At 74.0% G+C, this 17,016-nt stretch carries 19 protein-coding genes and 1 riboswitch; of the genes, 6 read left to right on the forward strand and 13 right to left on the reverse strand.

Going from position 1 to position 17,016, the window contains the following annotated elements:
* Positions 1-3 precede the first annotated feature (3 nt).
* From BFV98_RS26645 to BFV98_RS26660, 4 genes are all read right to left on the reverse strand, one after another.
* The gene (locus tag BFV98_RS26645; RefSeq protein ID WP_013475608.1) at positions 4-558 is read right to left on the reverse strand and encodes a thioredoxin domain-containing protein; all 555 of its coding nucleotides are present in this window, start codon (positions 556-558) and stop codon (positions 4-6) included.
* Positions 555-1,052, reverse strand: a complete 498-nt coding sequence (locus BFV98_RS26650) for a redoxin domain-containing protein (protein ID WP_013475609.1) — start codon at positions 1,050-1,052, stop codon at positions 555-557. Before BFV98_RS26650 ends, BFV98_RS26645 begins: the two co-directional genes overlap by 4 nt.
* A 58-nt stretch (positions 1,053-1,110) precedes the next feature.
* Entirely contained in the window at positions 1,111-1,785 is a 675-nt protein-coding gene (locus tag BFV98_RS26655) for a BON domain-containing protein (protein ID WP_071098151.1), read from the reverse strand.
* 159 nt (positions 1,786-1,944) lie between these two features.
* On the reverse strand, positions 1,945-2,349 hold the full coding sequence (locus BFV98_RS26660) for a hypothetical protein (protein ID WP_013287850.1): 405 nt from the start codon (positions 2,347-2,349) through the stop codon (positions 1,945-1,947).
* Between the two features lie 418 nt (positions 2,350-2,767).
* Here BFV98_RS26660 and BFV98_RS26665 point away from each other — a divergent pair, with 418 nt between their 5' ends.
* Positions 2,768-3,127, forward strand: a complete 360-nt coding sequence (locus tag BFV98_RS26665) for an STAS domain-containing protein (protein ID WP_013475611.1) — start codon at positions 2,768-2,770, stop codon at positions 3,125-3,127.
* A 103-nt stretch (positions 3,128-3,230) separates the two neighbouring features.
* Entirely contained in the window at positions 3,231-3,683 is a 453-nt protein-coding gene (locus BFV98_RS26670) for an SRPBCC family protein (RefSeq protein ID WP_013287848.1), read from the forward strand.
* A gap of 25 nt (positions 3,684-3,708) precedes the next feature.
* Here BFV98_RS26670 and BFV98_RS26675 read toward each other — a convergent pair whose 3' ends face one another.
* From BFV98_RS26675 to BFV98_RS26690, 4 genes are all read right to left on the reverse strand, one after another.
* Positions 3,709-4,782: a hypothetical protein gene (locus tag BFV98_RS26675; protein WP_013475612.1), complete on the reverse strand. Its 1,074-nt coding sequence runs from the start codon at positions 4,780-4,782 to the stop codon at positions 3,709-3,711.
* A 4-nt stretch (positions 4,783-4,786) separates the two neighbouring features.
* A riboswitch (cyclic di-AMP (ydaO/yuaA leader) is annotated at positions 4,787-4,917 on the reverse strand.
* 144 nt (positions 4,918-5,061) lie between these two features.
* Positions 5,062-5,976 (reverse strand): cation diffusion facilitator family transporter, encoded by a 915-nt coding sequence (locus BFV98_RS26680; RefSeq protein WP_013287846.1) that lies wholly within the window; start codon positions 5,974-5,976, stop codon positions 5,062-5,064.
* A gap of 104 nt (positions 5,977-6,080) precedes the next feature.
* Complete coding sequence (locus BFV98_RS26685) at positions 6,081-8,195, reverse strand: AAA family ATPase (protein ID WP_013475614.1); 2,115 nt, start codon at positions 8,193-8,195, stop codon at positions 6,081-6,083.
* 123 nt (positions 8,196-8,318) lie between these two features.
* Positions 8,319-9,233, reverse strand: coding sequence for an alpha/beta fold hydrolase (locus BFV98_RS26690; RefSeq protein ID WP_030271650.1), 915 nt, complete (start codon positions 9,231-9,233; stop codon positions 8,319-8,321).
* Between the two features lie 148 nt (positions 9,234-9,381).
* On the opposite strand from BFV98_RS26690, the gene BFV98_RS26695 reads away from it, so the two are divergent.
* The gene (locus tag BFV98_RS26695) at positions 9,382-10,005 is read left to right on the forward strand and encodes a carbonic anhydrase (protein WP_071098152.1); all 624 of its coding nucleotides are present in this window, start codon (positions 9,382-9,384) and stop codon (positions 10,003-10,005) included.
* 37 nt (positions 10,006-10,042) lie between these two features.
* On the opposite strand, the gene BFV98_RS26700 is transcribed toward BFV98_RS26695, so the two are convergent.
* On the reverse strand, positions 10,043-10,372 hold the full coding sequence (locus BFV98_RS26700) for a hypothetical protein (protein ID WP_013287842.1): 330 nt from the start codon (positions 10,370-10,372) through the stop codon (positions 10,043-10,045).
* Between the two features lie 327 nt (positions 10,373-10,699).
* Between BFV98_RS26700 and BFV98_RS26705 the strand changes: the two genes are divergently transcribed.
* The 3 genes from BFV98_RS26705 to BFV98_RS26715 all read left to right on the forward strand — a co-directional run bounded on the left by BFV98_RS26705 (position 10,700) and on the right by BFV98_RS26715 (position 13,242).
* Positions 10,700-11,191: a DUF3145 domain-containing protein gene (locus tag BFV98_RS26705; RefSeq protein ID WP_013287841.1), complete on the forward strand. Its 492-nt coding sequence runs from the start codon at positions 10,700-10,702 to the stop codon at positions 11,189-11,191.
* Between the two features lie 33 nt (positions 11,192-11,224).
* A complete protein-coding gene (locus tag BFV98_RS26710; protein ID WP_071098153.1) occupies positions 11,225-12,949 on the forward strand; it encodes a glycoside hydrolase family 3 protein in 1,725 nt (574 codons plus the stop codon).
* Between the two features lie 71 nt (positions 12,950-13,020).
* Complete coding sequence (locus BFV98_RS26715) at positions 13,021-13,242, forward strand: hypothetical protein (protein ID WP_013287840.1); 222 nt, start codon at positions 13,021-13,023, stop codon at positions 13,240-13,242.
* Positions 13,243-13,343: 101 nt separating this feature from the next.
* On the opposite strand, the gene fabF is transcribed toward BFV98_RS26715, so the two are convergent.
* From fabF to BFV98_RS26735, 4 genes are all read right to left on the reverse strand, one after another.
* Entirely contained in the window at positions 13,344-14,570 is a 1,227-nt protein-coding gene (gene fabF, locus BFV98_RS26720; RefSeq protein WP_013475619.1) for a beta-ketoacyl-ACP synthase II, read from the reverse strand.
* Positions 14,571-14,572: 2 nt separating this feature from the next.
* Positions 14,573-14,812: an acyl carrier protein gene (locus BFV98_RS26725; RefSeq protein ID WP_007072348.1), complete on the reverse strand. Its 240-nt coding sequence runs from the start codon at positions 14,810-14,812 to the stop codon at positions 14,573-14,575.
* Positions 14,813-14,895: 83 nt separating this feature from the next.
* Positions 14,896-15,840: a beta-ketoacyl-ACP synthase III gene (locus BFV98_RS26730; RefSeq protein WP_013287838.1), complete on the reverse strand. Its 945-nt coding sequence runs from the start codon at positions 15,838-15,840 to the stop codon at positions 14,896-14,898.
* Positions 15,841-17,010: an acyltransferase domain-containing protein gene (locus BFV98_RS26735; RefSeq protein WP_013287837.1), complete on the reverse strand. Its 1,170-nt coding sequence runs from the start codon at positions 17,008-17,010 to the stop codon at positions 15,841-15,843. It lies immediately after the preceding gene.
* Between the last annotated feature and the right edge of the window lie 6 nt (positions 17,011-17,016).

The raw sequence follows: 17,016 nt of genomic DNA on the forward strand, positions 1-17,016 counted from the left end.
CAGTCAGCCGTCGTCGGTGGCGGCGTCCACCACTGCCAGCAGTTCGGCCAGGTCGTAGCCGCCGTCGTGCCGGACGTCGTTGACGAACAACGTCGGGGTGCCGTTGACGCCGCTGCGGATGCCGCCGACGAAGTCCTGCCGGACCCGGTCGGCGTACTCCTGCCGGCCGACCTCCGCGGCGATCTCCTCCGGCGACAGGCCGATCTGCTCGACGCCGAGCGACAGGTGCACCTGGTCGAGCTGGTCCTGGTGCTGGTAGAGCCAGTCGTACATCTCCCAGAACCGGCCCCGGGCGGCGGCGGCCTCGGCGGTCTCCGCGGCGGTCTCCGCGTACGGGTGGACGTTGGTGATCGGGAAGTGCCGGTACACCAGACGCACCATGTCGGCCCGCTGGCGCAGCACCTCCGCCAGGTTCGGGTAGGCGGCGCCGCAGAACCGGCACTGGAAGTCGCCGTACTCGACGACGGTGACCGGCGCGTCCACCGGCCCGCGGACATGGTCGCGTTCGGTCACCGGGATCCGCAGCCGCGCGGTGGTGACCTGAAGGGGCGTGGTCATCCGGTACTCACCCGCCGATCCGCGTCCAGCTGTTCCAGTGCGTCGAGGATCCCGTCCACGCCCGGGTTCACCTCGGGCGGGGACAGATGGCTCCAGGCCACCCGGCCGTCCGGGTCGAGGACCACGAGTGCCCGGTCCGACTGCCCGTGCGGCGCGTACGCGCCGTACCGGCGCGACACCTCGCCCTTGGGCTCGAAGTCGGCGAGCAGCGGGAACCGGATACCCCGGCTCTCGGCGAACGCTCGGTGCGAGTCGACGCTGTCCACCGAGATGCCCAGCAGCACCGCGTCGTACCGCTCCAGCTCGGGCAGGGCGGCCTGGTACAGGGTCATCTGCTCGCCGCACACAGGTGACCAGTCCGCCGGGTAGAAGGCCAGCACCACGGGACGGCCCCGGAACTGCCCGGGGCCCACCTCCCGTCCGTCCGGCGCCGCCGGGAGCGTGAACCCGGGCGCGGCCCGCCCGGGTGTGATCAGCCCGTTCGGATCACTCATGCCTCCCACCATGGCCGCGGCCCGGGTGAGGCGGGCTCACCCGGGCGGGGTGGTTCCGTCAGCGCACGGCGAGGTGGTTGCGCACCTCCCGGATGCCCGGGGCGTTCCACACCACCCGCTCGATCTCCTCGCGCTCGCCTGCGGAGTGGACCTGCCCGTCCAGCAGCACCGTGTCGCCGTGCACCCGCACGTCGACCTCCTCGGCCTCGGTGGCGGCGTTGCGGGCCAGCGCATCCACGATCCGCTCGGCCAGGTCACCGCCGTCGGCGCGCACGGCGGGGCGTACCGCGATGCCGTTGCTCACCCCGCACACGCCGGTGAGCCGGGCGACCGAGCGTTCGGCGGCCCGCCGTTGGTACTCCCATTCGACCTCGCCGTGCAGCGTGACCCAGCCGTCGGCCACCGTCACCTGCAACGCCTCGATCGGCACGAACGCGTCCCATTCCAGCGCCCGTACGGCCGCGACCGCGATCTCCGGGTCCTCCCGCCCGGCCGCGGTGTCGATCCGGACGGCGATGTCGTTGGCGACCGCGCGGACGCGGGCGACCCGGTGCGCGGCCCGCTCGGCGGCCCACTTCTTGGCGTAGCTGTCCACCCGTCCGGTGAGCGTCACCACGCCCTCGGTGACGGTCACCCCGATCTCGTCCGGGCCGACCCGCGGCTCCCAGGTCAGCTCGTCGAGCACGGCGGACTGGATGTCCCGGTCGGTACGCGTGATCGTGTCGGTGGCCATCCGGCTCCCCTCCCGTCGATCGCGGCGCGGGCACGTGGTCCCGCACCCGCGATCCTGCGCGCGCCCCGGGTGAGCGGGCCTCACCCGGGGCGGGTGAGGCAGCACGACGGCCGCCCCCGGGAGTCCCGGGAGCGGCCGTCGTCGTGTCGTACGGGCGGGTCAGCCGTCCAGGCCGGCCGGCGAGTTCGGCCGGTCCACGTCCACGAACTCGATCTCGTCCGCGGCCCGGTCCCGGCTGCCGGCGGCGCGCGCCGCGGTGCCGGCGGCCCAGCCGATCGCCGCGCCCGCCAGCGCCGCCGCGATCAGCAGCGTCCAGGGCAGGGCGGGCCGGCGGCCGGCGAGCGCGTCGAAGGCGAGGGACGCCCGGCGGCGTGCCTCGTCGGCGGCGGAGCCGACCAGGTCGGTGGCGTCGTCGGCCAGGCCGGAGGAGCTGCGGCGGGCGGTCCGGGTGGCGTCGCGCACGCTGTCACCGGCGGAACCGGCGGCGGAGAGCAGGTTCTGCCACGCCTGGTCGGCGACCCGCTCGGCCTTGCCCCGGCGGTCCAGCAGGTTGGATCCGAACATCGTTCTACCTCCTCGGGTGCCGAAGGCCGGCGGCCACTTCGGACTCCGGTGTCCATCCGGCGGGTTCACTGTCTCGGGCAGTGCCCCACCGGGGCGCGTGGCAAACCACGCCGTGGTTCCCGGCCGTGAGCTGCGAACGGGACGAACCACCCGAACGCGCCGGGACCGGTGCCCACGGGACGTGCGTGCGCCCGCTACCCTGGTCGGCGGATCGGCGGGCCCGCCCGGTCGCACGGTTGGCCGCGACCCGCCATACAGGGGAAACTGGAACCCGGAGGTCCGGATTGGGTACGCCCAGGTGTGCCCAGTTCGCGAATTGCTCATCCCGGGGGGTGGCGACCGGGCCGTTGGAGGAATACTCTCGGTCGCGGCCCGCGTACTGATGAGGCGCCCGTCATGGGCGAGTGGAGGTGCTCGCGTGAGCCTGTCGATCGTGAAGTCGGTGCGGCCGGGTGGTGTCGTCCAGATCGCGCCCCGTGGGGAGATCGACGTCGACACCGCGTACGAGGTGCGGGAAGCGATCGCCGAAGTGCTCGCCAAGGGCCGCCCCGCGCGGATCGAGCTGAACATGCGGCTTGTCACGTTCATCGACTCGGTCGGCATCAGCGCCATGGTCGCCGGCTTCCAGACCTGCGAGGTCAGCGGCGTCAAGCTCGTGGTCACCGAGCCGAGCCGGTTCGTGCACCGGCAGCTCTGGGTGACCGGCCTGCTCGGCCTGTTCGGCGCGCCCGAGCCGTGGTTCGCCGACGACACCCCCGAGGTGCTGCCCGGCGCCTGAGCGCGCCGTCCACACCCCCTGCAGCCAGGGGACTTTCTACCCGTTGCCAGTCCGGCGTCGGTACGGGACGATCGTCGCGACGCACGACGGCGAGGGGGCCCGCTTGCAGAGCAGCGACAGCTTCAGCTACACCGTGCAGGCCCGGTGCACCCGGGCCGAAGCGGTGGCGCTACTGGGTGACCTGAGTCGCCAGGGCGAGCTGCATCCGCTGATCGTCCGGGTCCGGAAGCTGCCGGCCCGGCCAGGCGCGCTGGCCAGCTACGCGATCACCGACCGGCTGCAACTGGGCCCGCTGCACTTCCCGGTCACGTACCAGGCGGACGTGCTGATCGCCGGCGAGGACGAGGTCGTCACAGTGGCGCGTCAGCAGCCCGCGACGACGGTCCGCAACCACACCCGGCTGCGCGACGAGCCGGACGGCACGGTACGCATCGACGTGGAGATCACGCTCACCGCTCCGGCGCCACTGTTCGGGTACGCGTTCCGCCAGGCCCGGGCGGCTCACCTGGGCCTGGCGGCTCGTCTCGGAGCGACCCTGGAGGGCCGGCCGGCCTGATCCGGCCGGCCCTCTCGGGGCGCGCTCAGTACACCGACAGGTGCACGTGGTTGGTGTGGTCGCTGGACGGGTCGCCGTTGCCGCCGCTGTACGACTTCCACCCGCTGCTGGGCAGCCAGATCTGCTTGAACCAGATCACGTAGAGCACGGCGAGCGGGTCGGCGTTGCGCACGAAGTATGCGGCCAGGTTGTTGCCGTACGTCCGGTCACCACCGGTGGCCACGCCGCCGAAGCCGTTCTTCTGCGCGGCGAAGTCGCAGGCCCGCCCCTTCGGGTGCTCACCAGAGCCGCTGGGCCGGTGGCACGAGACGTACCGGGTGAAGCCCGCCGCCTTGGCCTGTTGCAGCGCGTGCAGCGTTCGCGGGGTGATGCAGCCGTTCGCCGGGGTCGGGTCGTTGACGCTGCACGACTCCGACGGCCAGGAGCCGTCCGAGTTGCGCGGTGCCGGCTTCGCGTTCTTGCTGGAGGTGCCCTGGACGCTGCCACCGCCGCTGCTGCTGCGCGAGGCCCGGTCGTTCGCCACCTCCAGGGCGCGCTCGGCCTGCTCCTTGCGCTTGGCCATCACCGTCACCTGCTTGCGCTGCTCGCGGATCTCTCCGTCGAGCTGGGCGCGGGTGCGGGTGGCCTCGTCCCGGGTGGTGATCAGGTCGCGCAGCGTACGGTCCTCGTGCGCGGCGACCTGCTCCAGCGCGGCGGCCCGGTCCATGAAGCCCTCCGGGCTGCTGCTGCCGAGCAGCGCCCCGGCGGTCCCCAGACGGCCGTTGCGGTACGCCACGGCGGCGATCTCGCCGACCTTGGCGTCGCGTACGGCCAGCTCGGCGCCGACCGTCTTGAGTTGTTCGTTCAGCTGCTTCTGGCGGCTCACCGACCGGTTCAGCGCGGCTTTCGCCTCCAGCCAGCCCTTGCTGGCCGCGTCGAGCTGGGCACGCAGTTCGGGCGTGCCACCCTCGTCGTCGCCGGGCGCTGCGGCGAGCAGGCCGGTCGCCGGCGCCGCCGAGGCGGGGGAGACCGGAACGGTCGCGACGCCGAGGGTCAGCGTCGCGACGAGCAGGGCCGCCAACCGGGCGGCCGTCCGTCGTACAGGTGCCACTGGGGGCATTCACACGTCCTTCCGTCAACGCCGACCGGGTTAGCTGACGGGTTCGGGACGGAAGATCCCTACCGCTGACGCGGATGCACCCCACGTACGTGGTTCCCCGGCTCGTCCCTGCGGACGATTAGGCGACGGCCGCCCCACCGGGGCCGGGTGGCGCCCGCGGGTGCGGCCGCGACCGAGACTACCGGCGCTGCCCGGGCACGGCTCCGTGGAGCAGTGCCACTAGGCGGGGCAAAACCGGCATAAGACTACATTAGCCACAGTGATTTAAGTGTGTCCTAATCACCACTCGGTCTGTCCGCACACTCCGGCCGACGCTCCGGGTTCGACCTGCAACGTGGCGTGATCGATGGAGAAGTCCTCGTGCAGGGCGGCCCGCGCGGCGGCCAGCACCACGCCCGGGTCCACGCCCGGATCGGTGGTCAGGTGCGCCGAGGCCACCTCCATGCCCGAGGTGAGCGTCCAGACGTGCAGGTCGTGCACCTCGGCCACGCCCGGTACGGCGGCCAGCCGGTCGTGCACGGCGGTGACCTGGAGGTGCTCCGGCGCGGCCTGCACCAGGATGCGCAGCGCGGCCCGGCCGAGCCGCCAGGTGCGCGGCAGGATGAACAGGCCGATGCCGACGGCGACCAGTGGGTCCGCCCACCACCAGTCGGTCGCCGCGATGACCAGCGCGGCGGCGATCACGCCGAGCGAGCCGAGCAGGTCGCCGAGCACCTCCAGGTACGCCCCGCGCAGGTTGATGCTCTCCTTCGACCCGGCGCGCAGCAGCGCGAACGCGACGATGTTGGCGAGCAGGCCGAGCACCGCCACCACGAGCATCGGGCCGGCCAGCACCTCCGGCGGCTCGCCGAACCGGCGTACCGCCTCGACCAGGACGTAGATGGCGACGGCGCCGAGCAGCACGGCGTTGGCGAGGGCGGCGAGCACCTCCAGCCGGTAGAGCCCGAACGTGCGCTGCGGGTCGGTGCCGGCGCGGCGGGTCGCGGTGATCGCGGCGAGGGCCATGCCGATGCCGAGGACGTCGGTGAACATGTGCCCGGCGTCGGAGAGCAGGGCCAGCGAGCCGGTCGTGAAGGCGGCCACCGCCTCGACCACCATCAGGGCGGCGAGCAGCGCGAAGGCGGCCCAGAGGCGGCCCCGGTGGCGGTGCGCCGCGTTGGTCACCGCGCCGCTGTGGTCATGACCTGCGCCCACGCCAACACCCTTCCTGCCCCGTACCGGCCAGGCCCAATGTATGTTCACATCGCTATGTATGCAACTGAACGATGGGTGACCGCCGGGTCACCGTCGGGTGTCCGTCAGGAGGGGTCGAGCGTGGTGAGACGCTGGGTGGCCCGGGACAGCGCCACGTAGAGCGTGCGGACACCCGAGCCGGGGTCGGCCCGGATCTCGCTCGGCGCCACCAGCACCACGCCGTCGTACTCCATGCCCTTGGCCTGCAGGCTGGTCACCACCTGGAGGCGGCCCGCGCCGAGCCCGCCCAGCCAGCCGGCCACCTCGTCCCGGCGCGGCACCGGCGTGATCACCCCGACGGTGCCCTCCACCTGCGCGAGCAGCGCCTCGGCCGCCTCGACGGTGGCCGCCGGCAGGTCGGCGGCGGGCACCGTGCGCTCGACCGGCGGCACGCCGGTGGACCGCACCGCGTCGGGCAGCGGCAGGTCCGGGTAGAGCCGGCGGATCTCCGCCGCCGCCACCGCGAAGATCTCCGCAGAGTTGCGGTAGTTGGTGGTCAGCTCGTAGCGGTGCCGCTTGCGCCGGCCCAGCGCCTGGTCCCGGGCCCGGTCCAGCTCCTGCGGGTCGCCGGTCCAGGCGGTCTGCGCCGGGTCGCCGACCACCGTCCAGGACGCCAGCCGCCCGCGCCGGCCGACCATCCGCCACTGCATCGGCGAGACGTCCTGCGACTCGTCCACCACCACGTGCGCGTAGTCGCGGTAGTCGTCCGGACGCTCCCGCGCCGCCGCGCGGGCGGCGCGCTGCCGATCGGCGTACGTGCTCAGCTCGCGCACGCCACCGGCGAGCTGGTACGGGTCGCGCTTGGGGCGGGCCCGCCGCACCGGCTTGCCGAGCAGCGCGTCCAGCTCGTCCAGCAGCGCGATGTCGGCCACCGTCAGCCCTTCGGTCGCGAGGCTCCGGTACGCGTCGCCGAGCAGCCGGATCTCCGCCGAGGAGAGGATCCCACCGGCGTAGCGGCGCAGCCGGTCCGGGCGGGCCAGCCAGTCCAGCACGTGCCTCGGGTGCAGCCGGGGCCACCAGGCCTTGAGGAACTCGCGGAACTCCGGCCGTTCGATGATCTCGTCCTCGAACGCGGGCTGCTCCGGCAGGCGTCCCACCCGCAGCGTGCGGGCCTGCGCGTAGAGCGCGGCGAGCACCGCGTCGAACGCCGCCCGGCGTACCTCGTTGCGGCGTGCCCCACGGGCCAGCGTCCGGTCCCGGATCGCGTCCAGCGCGGGGCGTTCCAGGCGCAGCAGCTCGCCCCGGTAGAGCAGGCGCAGCTCGGCGGGGGAGTCCGGCACCGCGTCGCGTACCGCGCGTTCCAGCACCCGGCGCATCCGCAGCGAACCCTTCACCGCCGCCACGTCCGGCGGATCGGTCCGGGACGCGGACAGGCCGGGGAACAGCGAGCCCAGCGAGTGCAGCGTGGCGGTCTCCTCGCCCAGCGACGGCAGCACCGAGGCGATGTACTCGACGAACACGCCGGACGGGCCGACCACCAGGATGCCGCCGCCGGCGTACCGGGCCCGGTCGGAGTAGAGCAGGTACGCGGCCCGGTGCAGCGCCACCGCCGTCTTCCCGGTACCGGGGCCGCCGGAGACGATCGTGACGCCGTTGCCGGGGGAACGGATCGCCTCGTCCTGCTCGCGCTGGATCGTGGCGACGATGTCGCGCATGCCCCGGCCGGTGGCCCGGGACAGCGTGGCCAGCAGCGCCCCGTCACCGACCACCGCCATGTCCGGCGGCGCGGCCTCCGGGTCCAGCAGGTCGTCCTCGATCCGGGTGACCTTCTCGGACGCGGACTGGATCGTGCGCCGGCGCACCACACCGCGCGGCTCGGCGGGCGTGGCCTGGTAGAACGCGGCGGCGGCGGGGGCCCGCCAGTCCACCACCAGCGTCTCCGCGTCCACGCCCCGCACGCCGAGACGGCCGACGTGCAGCACCTGCCCGGTACGCAGGTCCAGCCGGCCGAACACCAGCCCCTCGTGCTCGGCGTCCAGCACGTGCCGGCGCTGGGCGGCGTGGAAGACCATCGCGTCCCGCTCGACCAGCGCGCCGAAGTTGCCGACCCGGGCCAGCCGGTAGCCCTCCCGCTCGGCGTCGGCCGCCGACCGGCGCAGTTCGGCCAGCCGGGCGTACACCCGGTCGAGGTGGCGCTGCTCGGCGGCGATCTCCCGGTCCAGCGTGGTCTGGTCGGTCAACGCGGATGCTCCTGTGTTCGGAGGGCACGACGGGCTGAATGAGGGTACGGGCCGCCGGCAACCGCCACGCCGGGGCATGCCGCGCACGTGGCGTACGTCAGTGCCGCTCGCGAGCGGAGACGCTCAGAGGCGGGTCGCCGGGCGGCCGGCCAGCACCCGGTCCAGCACGCCGGCGAGGGCGGCGTTCACCTCGTCGGGGCGCTCCATCATGAGCATGTGCCCGGCACCCGGGCAGACGGTCAGCTCCGTGGTGGGCAGCGCCGCCGCGATCGACTCGGCGCAGGGCGGCGGGGTGAGCCGGTCCCGGTCCCCGACCAGCGCGGCGGCCGGCAGCCCGCCGAGCGCGGCGAGCGTCTCCAGCCGGTGCTGGGCGCCGATCGAGGCGCGGAAACCGCCGATCGAGCGCAGCGTGGCCCGGGCCACCGCTGAGGTGACCAGCCGGATGTCGGCCGGGTCGCAGCGGTCGCCGAACAGCATCCAGCGGATGCTCGGGCGCAGCGCGCGCAGCAGCGCGTGCGGGGGCCGCCAGCCGCCGCAGCGGGCCAGCACCCCGGCGCCTGTCGTCTCGGCCAGGCGGATCAGCCGGGTGATCCGGGGGGAGAGGCCGTACGCGGTGTGCGTGTGCCCCTCGGCGGTGGTGGAGACGAAGACCAGCCCGGCGGTACGCGCGGCGAACCGGCCGGGGTGCCGGTGGGCGTACTCCATCACCGTCATCCCGCCCATCGAGTGCCCGACCAGGACGATCGGACCGGACGGGACGATCTCGTCGATCACCGCCGCCAGGTCGTCACCGAGCTGCGCGAGGGTGGCGTCGCGCAGCGCCAGGCAGCTCGACCGGCCGTGGCCGCGCGCGTCGTACGTGACCAGGCGGACCCGGCCGCCGAAGCGTTCCCGCAGCTCGGCGACCTGACGGTGCCAGCTGCGCCCGTCCAGCGTCCAGCCGTGCAGCAGGACGGCGGTCACCTCGGCGTCGACCGGCCCGGTGACGCTGACGTGCAGGCGTACGTCGTCGGGGAGCCGCAGTTCCAGGTCCGGCATCGTCCACCTCCCGGGCCCGCCGATGTGTGTCCACCGGATGACCCGGCGGTGACACCGGCGTTACCCGCCATGAGACCACGGCAACCGGCCCGGAGAGAAGATTCCCGTCCGGCCCCACGAGGTCGGATCGGTGACCAGGCTGGGAGGCATGCCGTCCACCAGCCCGCGCGCCGCGCTGGCCGAGCTGCTCTCCGGCAACCGCCGTTTCGTCAGCGGGCAGCCGGTGCACGGGCACGACGTCACCGCCGCCGCGGCGGCGGCCTCCGGCGACCAGCAGCCGTACGCGGTGGTGCTGGGCTGTATCGACTCCCGGGTGCCGTTGGAGGCGATCTTCGACCAGACGTTCGGTTCGATCTGCGTGATCCGTACCGGCGGGCACGTGCTGGACCGGGCCGTCCGGGGCTCGATCGAGTACGTGGTGGAGCAACTGGGCGTACGCCTGGTGATGGTGCTGGGCCACGAGCGCTGCGGCGCGGTCGGCTCGACCGTCGAGGCGCTGCGCACCGGACGCCGGCCCGGCGGAGACCTCGCGTACGTGGTGGACCGGATCGCCCCGGCGGTCACCGACGTCGGGGTGGACGACCCGGACGCGCATCCGCTGGCGATCCGCCGCCACGTCCGGCGCACGGTGGCGGCGTTGCGCCGCGACGACCGGCTGGCCGGGCCGGTGGACGCAGGTGAGCTGGCAGTGGAGGGCGCGCTCTACGACCTGGCCACGGGCGAGGTGACGCTGTTGCCGCAGGAGCAGACGCGAAACCGCCCGCCGGGGTGATCCCGGCGGGCGGTCGCGGTGGTGCGGGTGAGAGCGCTCAGCCCTCGAAGACGCCGGCCTCGACGAGGCGCTTCTCGGTGGCGTCCCAGCCGTGGTCCGGGTAGGACGCGGCCAGGCCGTTGATCTCGGCGCGGATCTTGGCGGCGTGGCCGGCGGCGGCCAGCACGCGGATCTCCTCGACGAAGGCGTCGGAGTCGGTGCGCAGGTGCGCGGTCTTGCCGTTGGTCAGGTTGCGCACGTAGGCGTGCTTGCCGCCGTTGAGCGGGATCAGGTACTTGAACTCGCCCAGCACGCTGAGGGCGCCACCCTGGCCAGCCTGGCCGGCCCGGACGGACGCGCGCGCGGTCTTAGAGGTGTTGCTCGCCACGGAGGTACTCCTTGCAGACGTACGGTGGGGACGGAAGCCGTCCGGGGGCTGTATGCGGATGACGCCCGGGTGGGCGCCGGCCCGCGAAGATGTACGGCGGCACAGAACCGCCCAGAGAACTGTACACGACCACGACACCTGGCTGGTCGTCGCGGCGTCAGAGGGCACAACCAGGTCCACCACCCGGGTATTTCCCGCTCCGGGGCCCGGCGAATTTTCCGATTCGCTGGCGCACCACCAGTCACACGGGTCATCATGTGTGCCAGGTACCACTCGGTAGGACGAGGTCGTAGGGGAAGACGCACCTCGGCTCATCGGGAGGTCACCGTGCCAACGCGTGGCGTCGTATACGTCCACTCGACCCCGCTCGCCGTGTGCTCGCACGTCGAGTGGGCGATCGCGCGCGTCCTCGCCGCGCCGGTCAACCTGCACTGGACGGCGCAGCCCGCCGACCCGGGCGCCCGCCGCGCCGAGTGCGGCTGGACCGGCAGCCCGGGGACCGGCGCGGAGCTGGCCGCTGCCCTCCGGCAGTGGCCCATGATCCGTTTCGAGGTCACCGAGGAACCCAGTCCCGGCGTCGACGGCGAGCGCTTCATGTACGTACCGGGCCGCGGCCTGTTCCGCGCCGCTGTCGGCGCGGCCGGCGACATCCAGCTCGGCGAGGACCGGCTCCGCAGCCTGATGGCCGCCGCACGCAGCCCGGAGGCGCTGGCCCACGCCCTGGACAAGGCGCTCGGCACCGCCTGGGACGCCGAACTGGAGCCCTACCGGTACGCCGGGGACGGTGCTCCGGTGACGCTGCTCACCCGGGTCGGGTGACGGCGGCCGAGTTGCCCCGATACGGTGGGCCGCGTGTCGATTTCCCCGCGGCGCTCCGCCGTCGCGCTCGCCGCACTGACCGCGCTGCTCGTCTCCGGGTGCTCGGACGGGCCGGACCGGCCCCGACCTGCCCCGACGAGCCCGGCGCCGTCGTCCGCAGCGCCCGCGCCGAGTGACCCGCCGGCCGCCGATCCGGCCGCCCGCGCGGCCGCGCTCGTCGGCACGCTGAGCGACGAGGACCTGGTCGGGCAGGTGCTGATGCCGTACGCGTACGGCAGCTCGGCCACCGAGGTGTCGGCCGGGTCGGCCGCCGGGAACCGGGCGCTGGCAGGGGTCGACACCCCCGCCGAGATGGTGGCGAAGTACCGGCTCGGCGGGCTGATCCTGGTCGGCTTCAGCGCCGACGACCCGACCTCGGGCAACCAGGCCACCACGAACGTGGACAACCCCAAGCAGGTCCGTGCGCTCACCGACGGACTGCGCGCCGCCGCCGGCAAGCTGCCCGCGGGTGCCGCGCCGTTCCTGATCGGCACCGACCAGGAGTACGGCGTGGTCACCCGGATCACCGACGGGGTGACGCTGCTGCCCAGCCCGCTCGCCGCCGGCGCCGCCGGGAACCCGGCGCTGACCGAGGCCGCCTGGCGGGCCGCCGGGGCAGAGCTGGCCGCCATGGGCGTCAACCTCGACTTCGCGCCGGTCGCCGACGTGCTGGCGACCCGCAGCGCGGTGATCGGCTCCCGGTCCTTCGGCGCCGACCCGGCGACCGCGTCCCCCCAGGTGGCGGGCGCGGTACGCGGCCTGCAGGCCGAGGGCGTCGGTGCCGCGGTCAAGCACTTCCCCGGGCACGGCCTGAGCGCCGAGGACTCGCACACCGAACTGCCGGTGATCAAGCAGTCCCGCGCCGAGCTGGACCGCCTCGCGTTCCCGCCGTTCCGGGCCGGCATCGGCGCCGGGGCCATGGCGGTGATGTCGGCCCACCTGGACGTCAAGGCAGTCGACCCGGGCACCCCTGCCACGTTCTCCCGCAAGCTGCTCACCGACGTGCTGCGCGGCCAGCTCGGCTTCCAGGGCGTGGTGATCACCGACGGGATGAACATGGCCCCGGCGAAGAAGTGGTCGCCGGGCGAGGCCGCCGTACGCGCGCTCAACGCCGGCAACGACCTCATCCTGATGACCCCGAACGTCACCCAGGCGTACGACGGGCTGCGCGCCGCGCTCAAGGACGGCTCGCTGCCCCGCGCCCGCCTGGTCGAGGCGGTCACCCGGGTGCTGACCATGAAGTTCCGGCTGGCCGGGCGGGACGCGCCCGCGCTGTCCACGCTCGACGGCGCAGCCCACCGCAAGGCCGCCGACGACCTGGCCACCGCCGCCGTGACTGTGCTGCGCGGCAAGTGCGGCGGGGCGGTGACCGGCCCGGTGAGCGTGACCTCCTCCGGCGGCCGGGAGCGCACCCGCAAGCTGCTGACCGAGGCGCTCACCGCGGCCGGGGTCAAGGTGGTGCCCTCCGGCGGCACGGTGGTGCACCTGGTCGGTTACGGCGACGGCGCGAAGGACCTGAGCGCCGGCGCCGCCGTGACGGTGGCGATGGACACGCCGTACGTGCTGTCCGGGGCGAAGTCCCCGACGCTGATGGCGACCTACTCCTCCACCCGGGCCTCGATGACCGGGCTCGCCGCGGTGCTCGCCGGCAAGGCCCGCCCGGCCGGCCGCTCCCCGGTGCCGGTCTCCGGCCTGCCGGCCACCACCTGCCGCACCTGACCCGGCCGCCCGCCCGGATCGCGCCGAAACCCGGATGCGTCCGGGCGGCCCCGGCTGGCAGGGTGGCGCCCATGGGAGAGGCAGCACAGGGTTTCCGCTACGTCGAGCGCGCCGACGGCACGGTGGTCATCACGCATCACGGCCGGGTCGCCGGCACGCTGCGCGGCGGCCGGGCCGCGCAGTTCCTGGCCGAGGTCGGCGACGACCCGCAGCTGGCCATGGCCCGGTGGACCGGCAACTACCGGCGCGGCAACGAGCGGACCGCCCGGCAGCACCCCCGCAACCGCGGCTGAGGTGTAAGGAAGGGCCCCCTCTTAACGCCTGCGGTAGAGGAAGGGCCCCTTCTTAACAGTCACTGTTAAGAAGGGGCCCTTCCTTACCTCAGGGCGGAACCTCAGGGGCGGGTGAAGACCAGCGCCACGTTGTGCCCGCCGAAGCCGAACGCGTTGTTCAGCGCCGCCGGGATCTCCATGTGACGTGCCTTGTGCGCCGCGACGTCCAGGGTCAGGCCCTCGTCCGGGTCGTCCAGGTTGATCGTCGGCGGGATCACGCCGTCCCGGATGGCCAGGATGGTGGCGATCGACTCCAGCGCGCCGGCCGCACCGAGCAGGTGCCCGGTCATCGACTTCGTGGCGGTGAGCACCGGGTGGTCGCCGACCGCCTGACGCAGCGCGCCGATCTCCAGCATGTCCCCGACCGGGGTGGAGGTGGCGTGCGCGTTGACGTGCACGATGTCGGTACGGGCCACGTCCGCGTCGGCGACCGCCCGGGCGATGGCCCGGATGGCGCCCTCACCCTCGGCGTGCGGCTGCACGATGTCGTACGCGTCCGAGGTGATCCCCGCGCCGGCCAGGCGCGCGTACACCCGGGCGCCCCGGGCGGCGGCGTGGTCGGCGCGCTCCAGGATCACCACGCCCGCGCCCTCACCGAGCACGAAGCCGTCGCGACCCGAGTCCCACGGCCGGGAGGCCCGCTCCGGCTCGTCGTTGCGGGTCGACATGGCCCGCATCGAGCTGAAGCCGGCGATCGGCAGCGGGTGGATGACCGCCTCGGTGCCGCCGGCCACCACCACGTCGGCCCGGCCGGCGCGGATGATGTCCAGCCCCAGCGCGATCGCCTCCGCGCCGGTCGCGCAGGCGCTGGCCACGGTGTGCACCCCGGCCTTGGCGCCCAGCTCCAGACCGACCCAGGCGGCCGGGCCGTTCGGCATCAGCATCGGGATGGTGTGCGGGGAGACCCGCCGCGGTCCGGACGCCTCCAGGATGTCGTCCTGGGCGAGCAGGGTGGTGGCGCCGCCGATGCCCGAGCCGACGCTCACCGCCAGGCGCTCCGGGTCCGGCCCGGCCTCGTCCAGACCGGCGTCTGCCCACGCCTGCTTGGCGGCGATGATGGCGATCGCCTCCGAGCGGTCCAGCCGGCGCAGCTTCACCCGGTCCAGCACCTCGGACGGGTCGACCGCCAGTTCGGCGGCGATCCGGACGGGCAGTTGCGCGGCCCACTCCTGGGTGAGCGCACCCACCCCGGAGCGGCCGGCGAGCATGGCGTCCCAGGTCGACGCGACGTCCCCGCCGAGCGGGGTCGTCGCGCCGAGCCCGGTGACGACGACGTCGGGACGACTCATGATCAGGACTGCGCCTCGATGTAGCTGACCGCGTCCCCGACGGTCTTGAGGTTCTGCACCTCGTTGTCCGGGATCTTGACGCCGAACTTCTCCTCGGCCGCCACCACGACCTCGACCATGGAGAGCGAGTCGACGTCGAGGTCGTCGGTGAAGGACTTCCCCTCGGCCACGTCGTCCGGGTTCACCCCGGCAACCTCTTCGAGGATCTCGGCGAGGCCGGCGGTGATCTCGTCACGGGTCATTGCGGTTGGTTCCTCTCATCGGGGGTTACCGGTGACCGGCGTCGCCGGTCACACACCTCGGCGCGTTCGCGCCCGAGGGGGTCTCAGGGGCAGCGCACGACCTGACCGGCGTAGGTCAGGCCGCCGCCGAAACCGAACAGCAGCACCGGGGCGCCCGAGGGCACCTCCCGCCGCTCGACCAGCTTCGACAGGGCCAGCGGGATGCTCGCCGCCGACGTGTTGCCGGACTCGACGATGTCCTTGGCGATGATCGCGTCCGGGATGTTCAGCCGCTTGGCGATGCCGTCGATGATCCGGGCGTTGGCCTGGTGCGGCACGAACGCGGCCAGCTCCGACGGGTCCACCCCGGCGCGCTCGCACGCCTGGAGCGCGAGCGGGGCCAGCGCGGTGGTGGCCCACCGGAACACCGACTGCCCCTCCTGGGTGATGTACGGCTGCCAGCCCTCGATCCGGACCGCGTCGCTCTTCTCCGGCGCGGAGCCCCAGACCACCGGCCCGATCCCGGCCGGCTCGTCGTCGGCGGTCGCGCTGACCACCGCCGCCCCGGCGCCGTCGGCGAAGATGATGCAGGTCGAGCGGTCGGTCCAGTCGGTGAAGTCGGAGAGCTTCTCCGCGCCGATGACGATCGCGTTGCGCGCCGCGCCGGCCCGGATCGCGTGGTCCACGGTGCCCAGCGCGTACGCGAAACCGGAGCAGGCGGTGTTGAGGTCGTACGCCCCGGGCGCGTTGATGCCCAGCTTGGCCGCGACCCGGCAGGCCACGTTGGGGCTGCGGTCCACGGACGTGCAGGTCGCCACCACGACCAGGTCGATGTCGGCGGCGGTCAGCCCGGCGTTGGCGAGCGCCTTGCCGGCGGCGGCGGTGGCCATGTCGGCCACCGTCTCGTCGCCCGCGATCCGCCGGGTGACGATGCCGACCCGGTCCCGGATCCACTCGTCGTTGGTGTCGACCATCTGGGCGATCTCGTCGTTCGTGACGACGCGGGAGGGCTGGTAGTGCCCCATCGCGACGATCCGGCTGCCGGCCATTTAGTGCGTTCCTCCGATACGGACGAGGGGCTGGCCCGGTGCGACCGGGTCGTCGTGGTGTGCGAGCCACTCGACGAGCGGCCCGTTGTCGTGCGCGGTCACCTCGACCGGCCCCCGGCCCGTGGTGACGTGGCCGAGGACCTGTCCGGCGCGTACCCCGGCGCCCTCGGCCGGTCCGGCCGACAGGTCGAGGCGGCCGGCGGCGGGGGAGACGACCACCCGGAACGACGGCGCGGTCGGCCGGGCGGCGGGACCGGCGTGCCGGGCGATCAGGCGGCGCGCGGCGGGCAGGTCGGCCGGCGTGTTCAGGGTGACGATCTCGGGCGCGCCCTCGCCCTTGAGCTCCCGCTTGACCAGCCCGGCCAGGGTGCCGGCCGGCGGCAGCTCGATCACGCCGGTGACGCCGAGGTCGGCCAGCGTACGCGTGCACAGGTCCCAGCGGACCGGAGCGGTCACCTGCCGGACCAGCCGGCGTACCGTCTCGGGGCCGTGCCCGACCGGTGCGCCGTCGAGGTTGGACAGCAGGATCCGGGCCGGGGCGGAGGCCGGGACACCGGCGGCGACCGCGGCGAGCGCGGTCTCGGCCGGCGCCATGTACGGCGTGTGGAACGCGCCCGCCACCTGGAGCCGGATGACCCGGGTGCGGGTCGGCGGCTCGGCGGCGAGCCTGTCGAGCGCGTCGACAGCGCCGGCGGCCACGATCTGACCGGCGCCGTTGCGGTTGGCCGGGTGCAGCCCGTGCGCCGTCAGCGCGGCGAGCACCTCGTCCGGGTCGCCGCCGAGCACGGCGGCCATCCCGGTCGGCTCCAGCGCGCAGGCGGCGGCCATCTCCCGCCCGCGTACGCCGGCGAGCGTCACGGCGGCCTCGGCCGGCAGCACCCCGGCCAGCGCGGCGGCACCCAGCTCGCCGACGCTGTGCCCGGCGACCAGCCCGACGTCGTGCATCGGCAGGTGCTCGGCGGCGAGCAGCGCGGCGGCGACCAGCAGCGGCTGGGTACGGGCGGTGTCCTTGATCTCGTCCGCGTCCGCCCGGGTGCCCAGGTGGATCAGGTCCACCCCGGCCAGCGCCGACCACCAGCGCAGACGCGCCTCGGCGCCGGGGAGGTCGAGCCACGGCGCGAGGAAGCCGGGCTTCTGCGAACCCTGTCCGGGAGAGAGTACGGCGAGCACGTGTAC

Source organism: Micromonospora sp. WMMB235, from assembly GCF_001855515.1.
Classification (GTDB): Bacteria; Actinomycetota; Actinomycetes; order Mycobacteriales; family Micromonosporaceae; genus Micromonospora; species Micromonospora aurantiaca.

What these genes read in the sequence shown, in the direction of transcription:
- BFV98_RS26730 (WP_013287838.1), bottom strand. Translation starts at nt 15,840, where the DNA reads ATGGCCGGCAGCCGGATCGTCGCGATGGGGCACTACCAGCCCTCCCGC.
- fabF (WP_013475619.1), bottom strand. Translation starts at nt 14,570, where the DNA reads ATGAGTCGTCCCGACGTCGTCGTCACCGGGCTCGGCGCGACGACCCCG.
- BFV98_RS26645 (WP_013475608.1), bottom strand. Translation starts at nt 558, where the DNA reads ATGACCACGCCCCTTCAGGTCACCACCGCGCGGCTGCGGATCCCGGTG.
- BFV98_RS26725 (WP_007072348.1), bottom strand. Translation starts at nt 14,812, where the DNA reads ATGACCCGTGACGAGATCACCGCCGGCCTCGCCGAGATCCTCGAAGAG.
- BFV98_RS26690 (WP_030271650.1), bottom strand. Translation starts at nt 9,233, where the DNA reads ATGCCGGACCTGGAACTGCGGCTCCCCGACGACGTACGCCTGCACGTC.
- BFV98_RS26715 (WP_013287840.1), top strand. Translation starts at nt 13,021, where the DNA reads ATGGGAGAGGCAGCACAGGGTTTCCGCTACGTCGAGCGCGCCGACGGC.
- BFV98_RS26660 (WP_013287850.1), bottom strand. Translation starts at nt 2,349, where the DNA reads ATGTTCGGATCCAACCTGCTGGACCGCCGGGGCAAGGCCGAGCGGGTC.
- BFV98_RS26650 (WP_013475609.1), bottom strand. Translation starts at nt 1,052, where the DNA reads ATGAGTGATCCGAACGGGCTGATCACACCCGGGCGGGCCGCGCCCGGG.
- BFV98_RS26695 (WP_071098152.1), top strand. Translation starts at nt 9,382, where the DNA reads ATGCCGTCCACCAGCCCGCGCGCCGCGCTGGCCGAGCTGCTCTCCGGC.
- BFV98_RS26655 (WP_071098151.1), bottom strand. Translation starts at nt 1,785, where the DNA reads ATGGCCACCGACACGATCACGCGTACCGACCGGGACATCCAGTCCGCC.
- BFV98_RS26675 (WP_013475612.1), bottom strand. Translation starts at nt 4,782, where the DNA reads ATGCCCCCAGTGGCACCTGTACGACGGACGGCCGCCCGGTTGGCGGCC.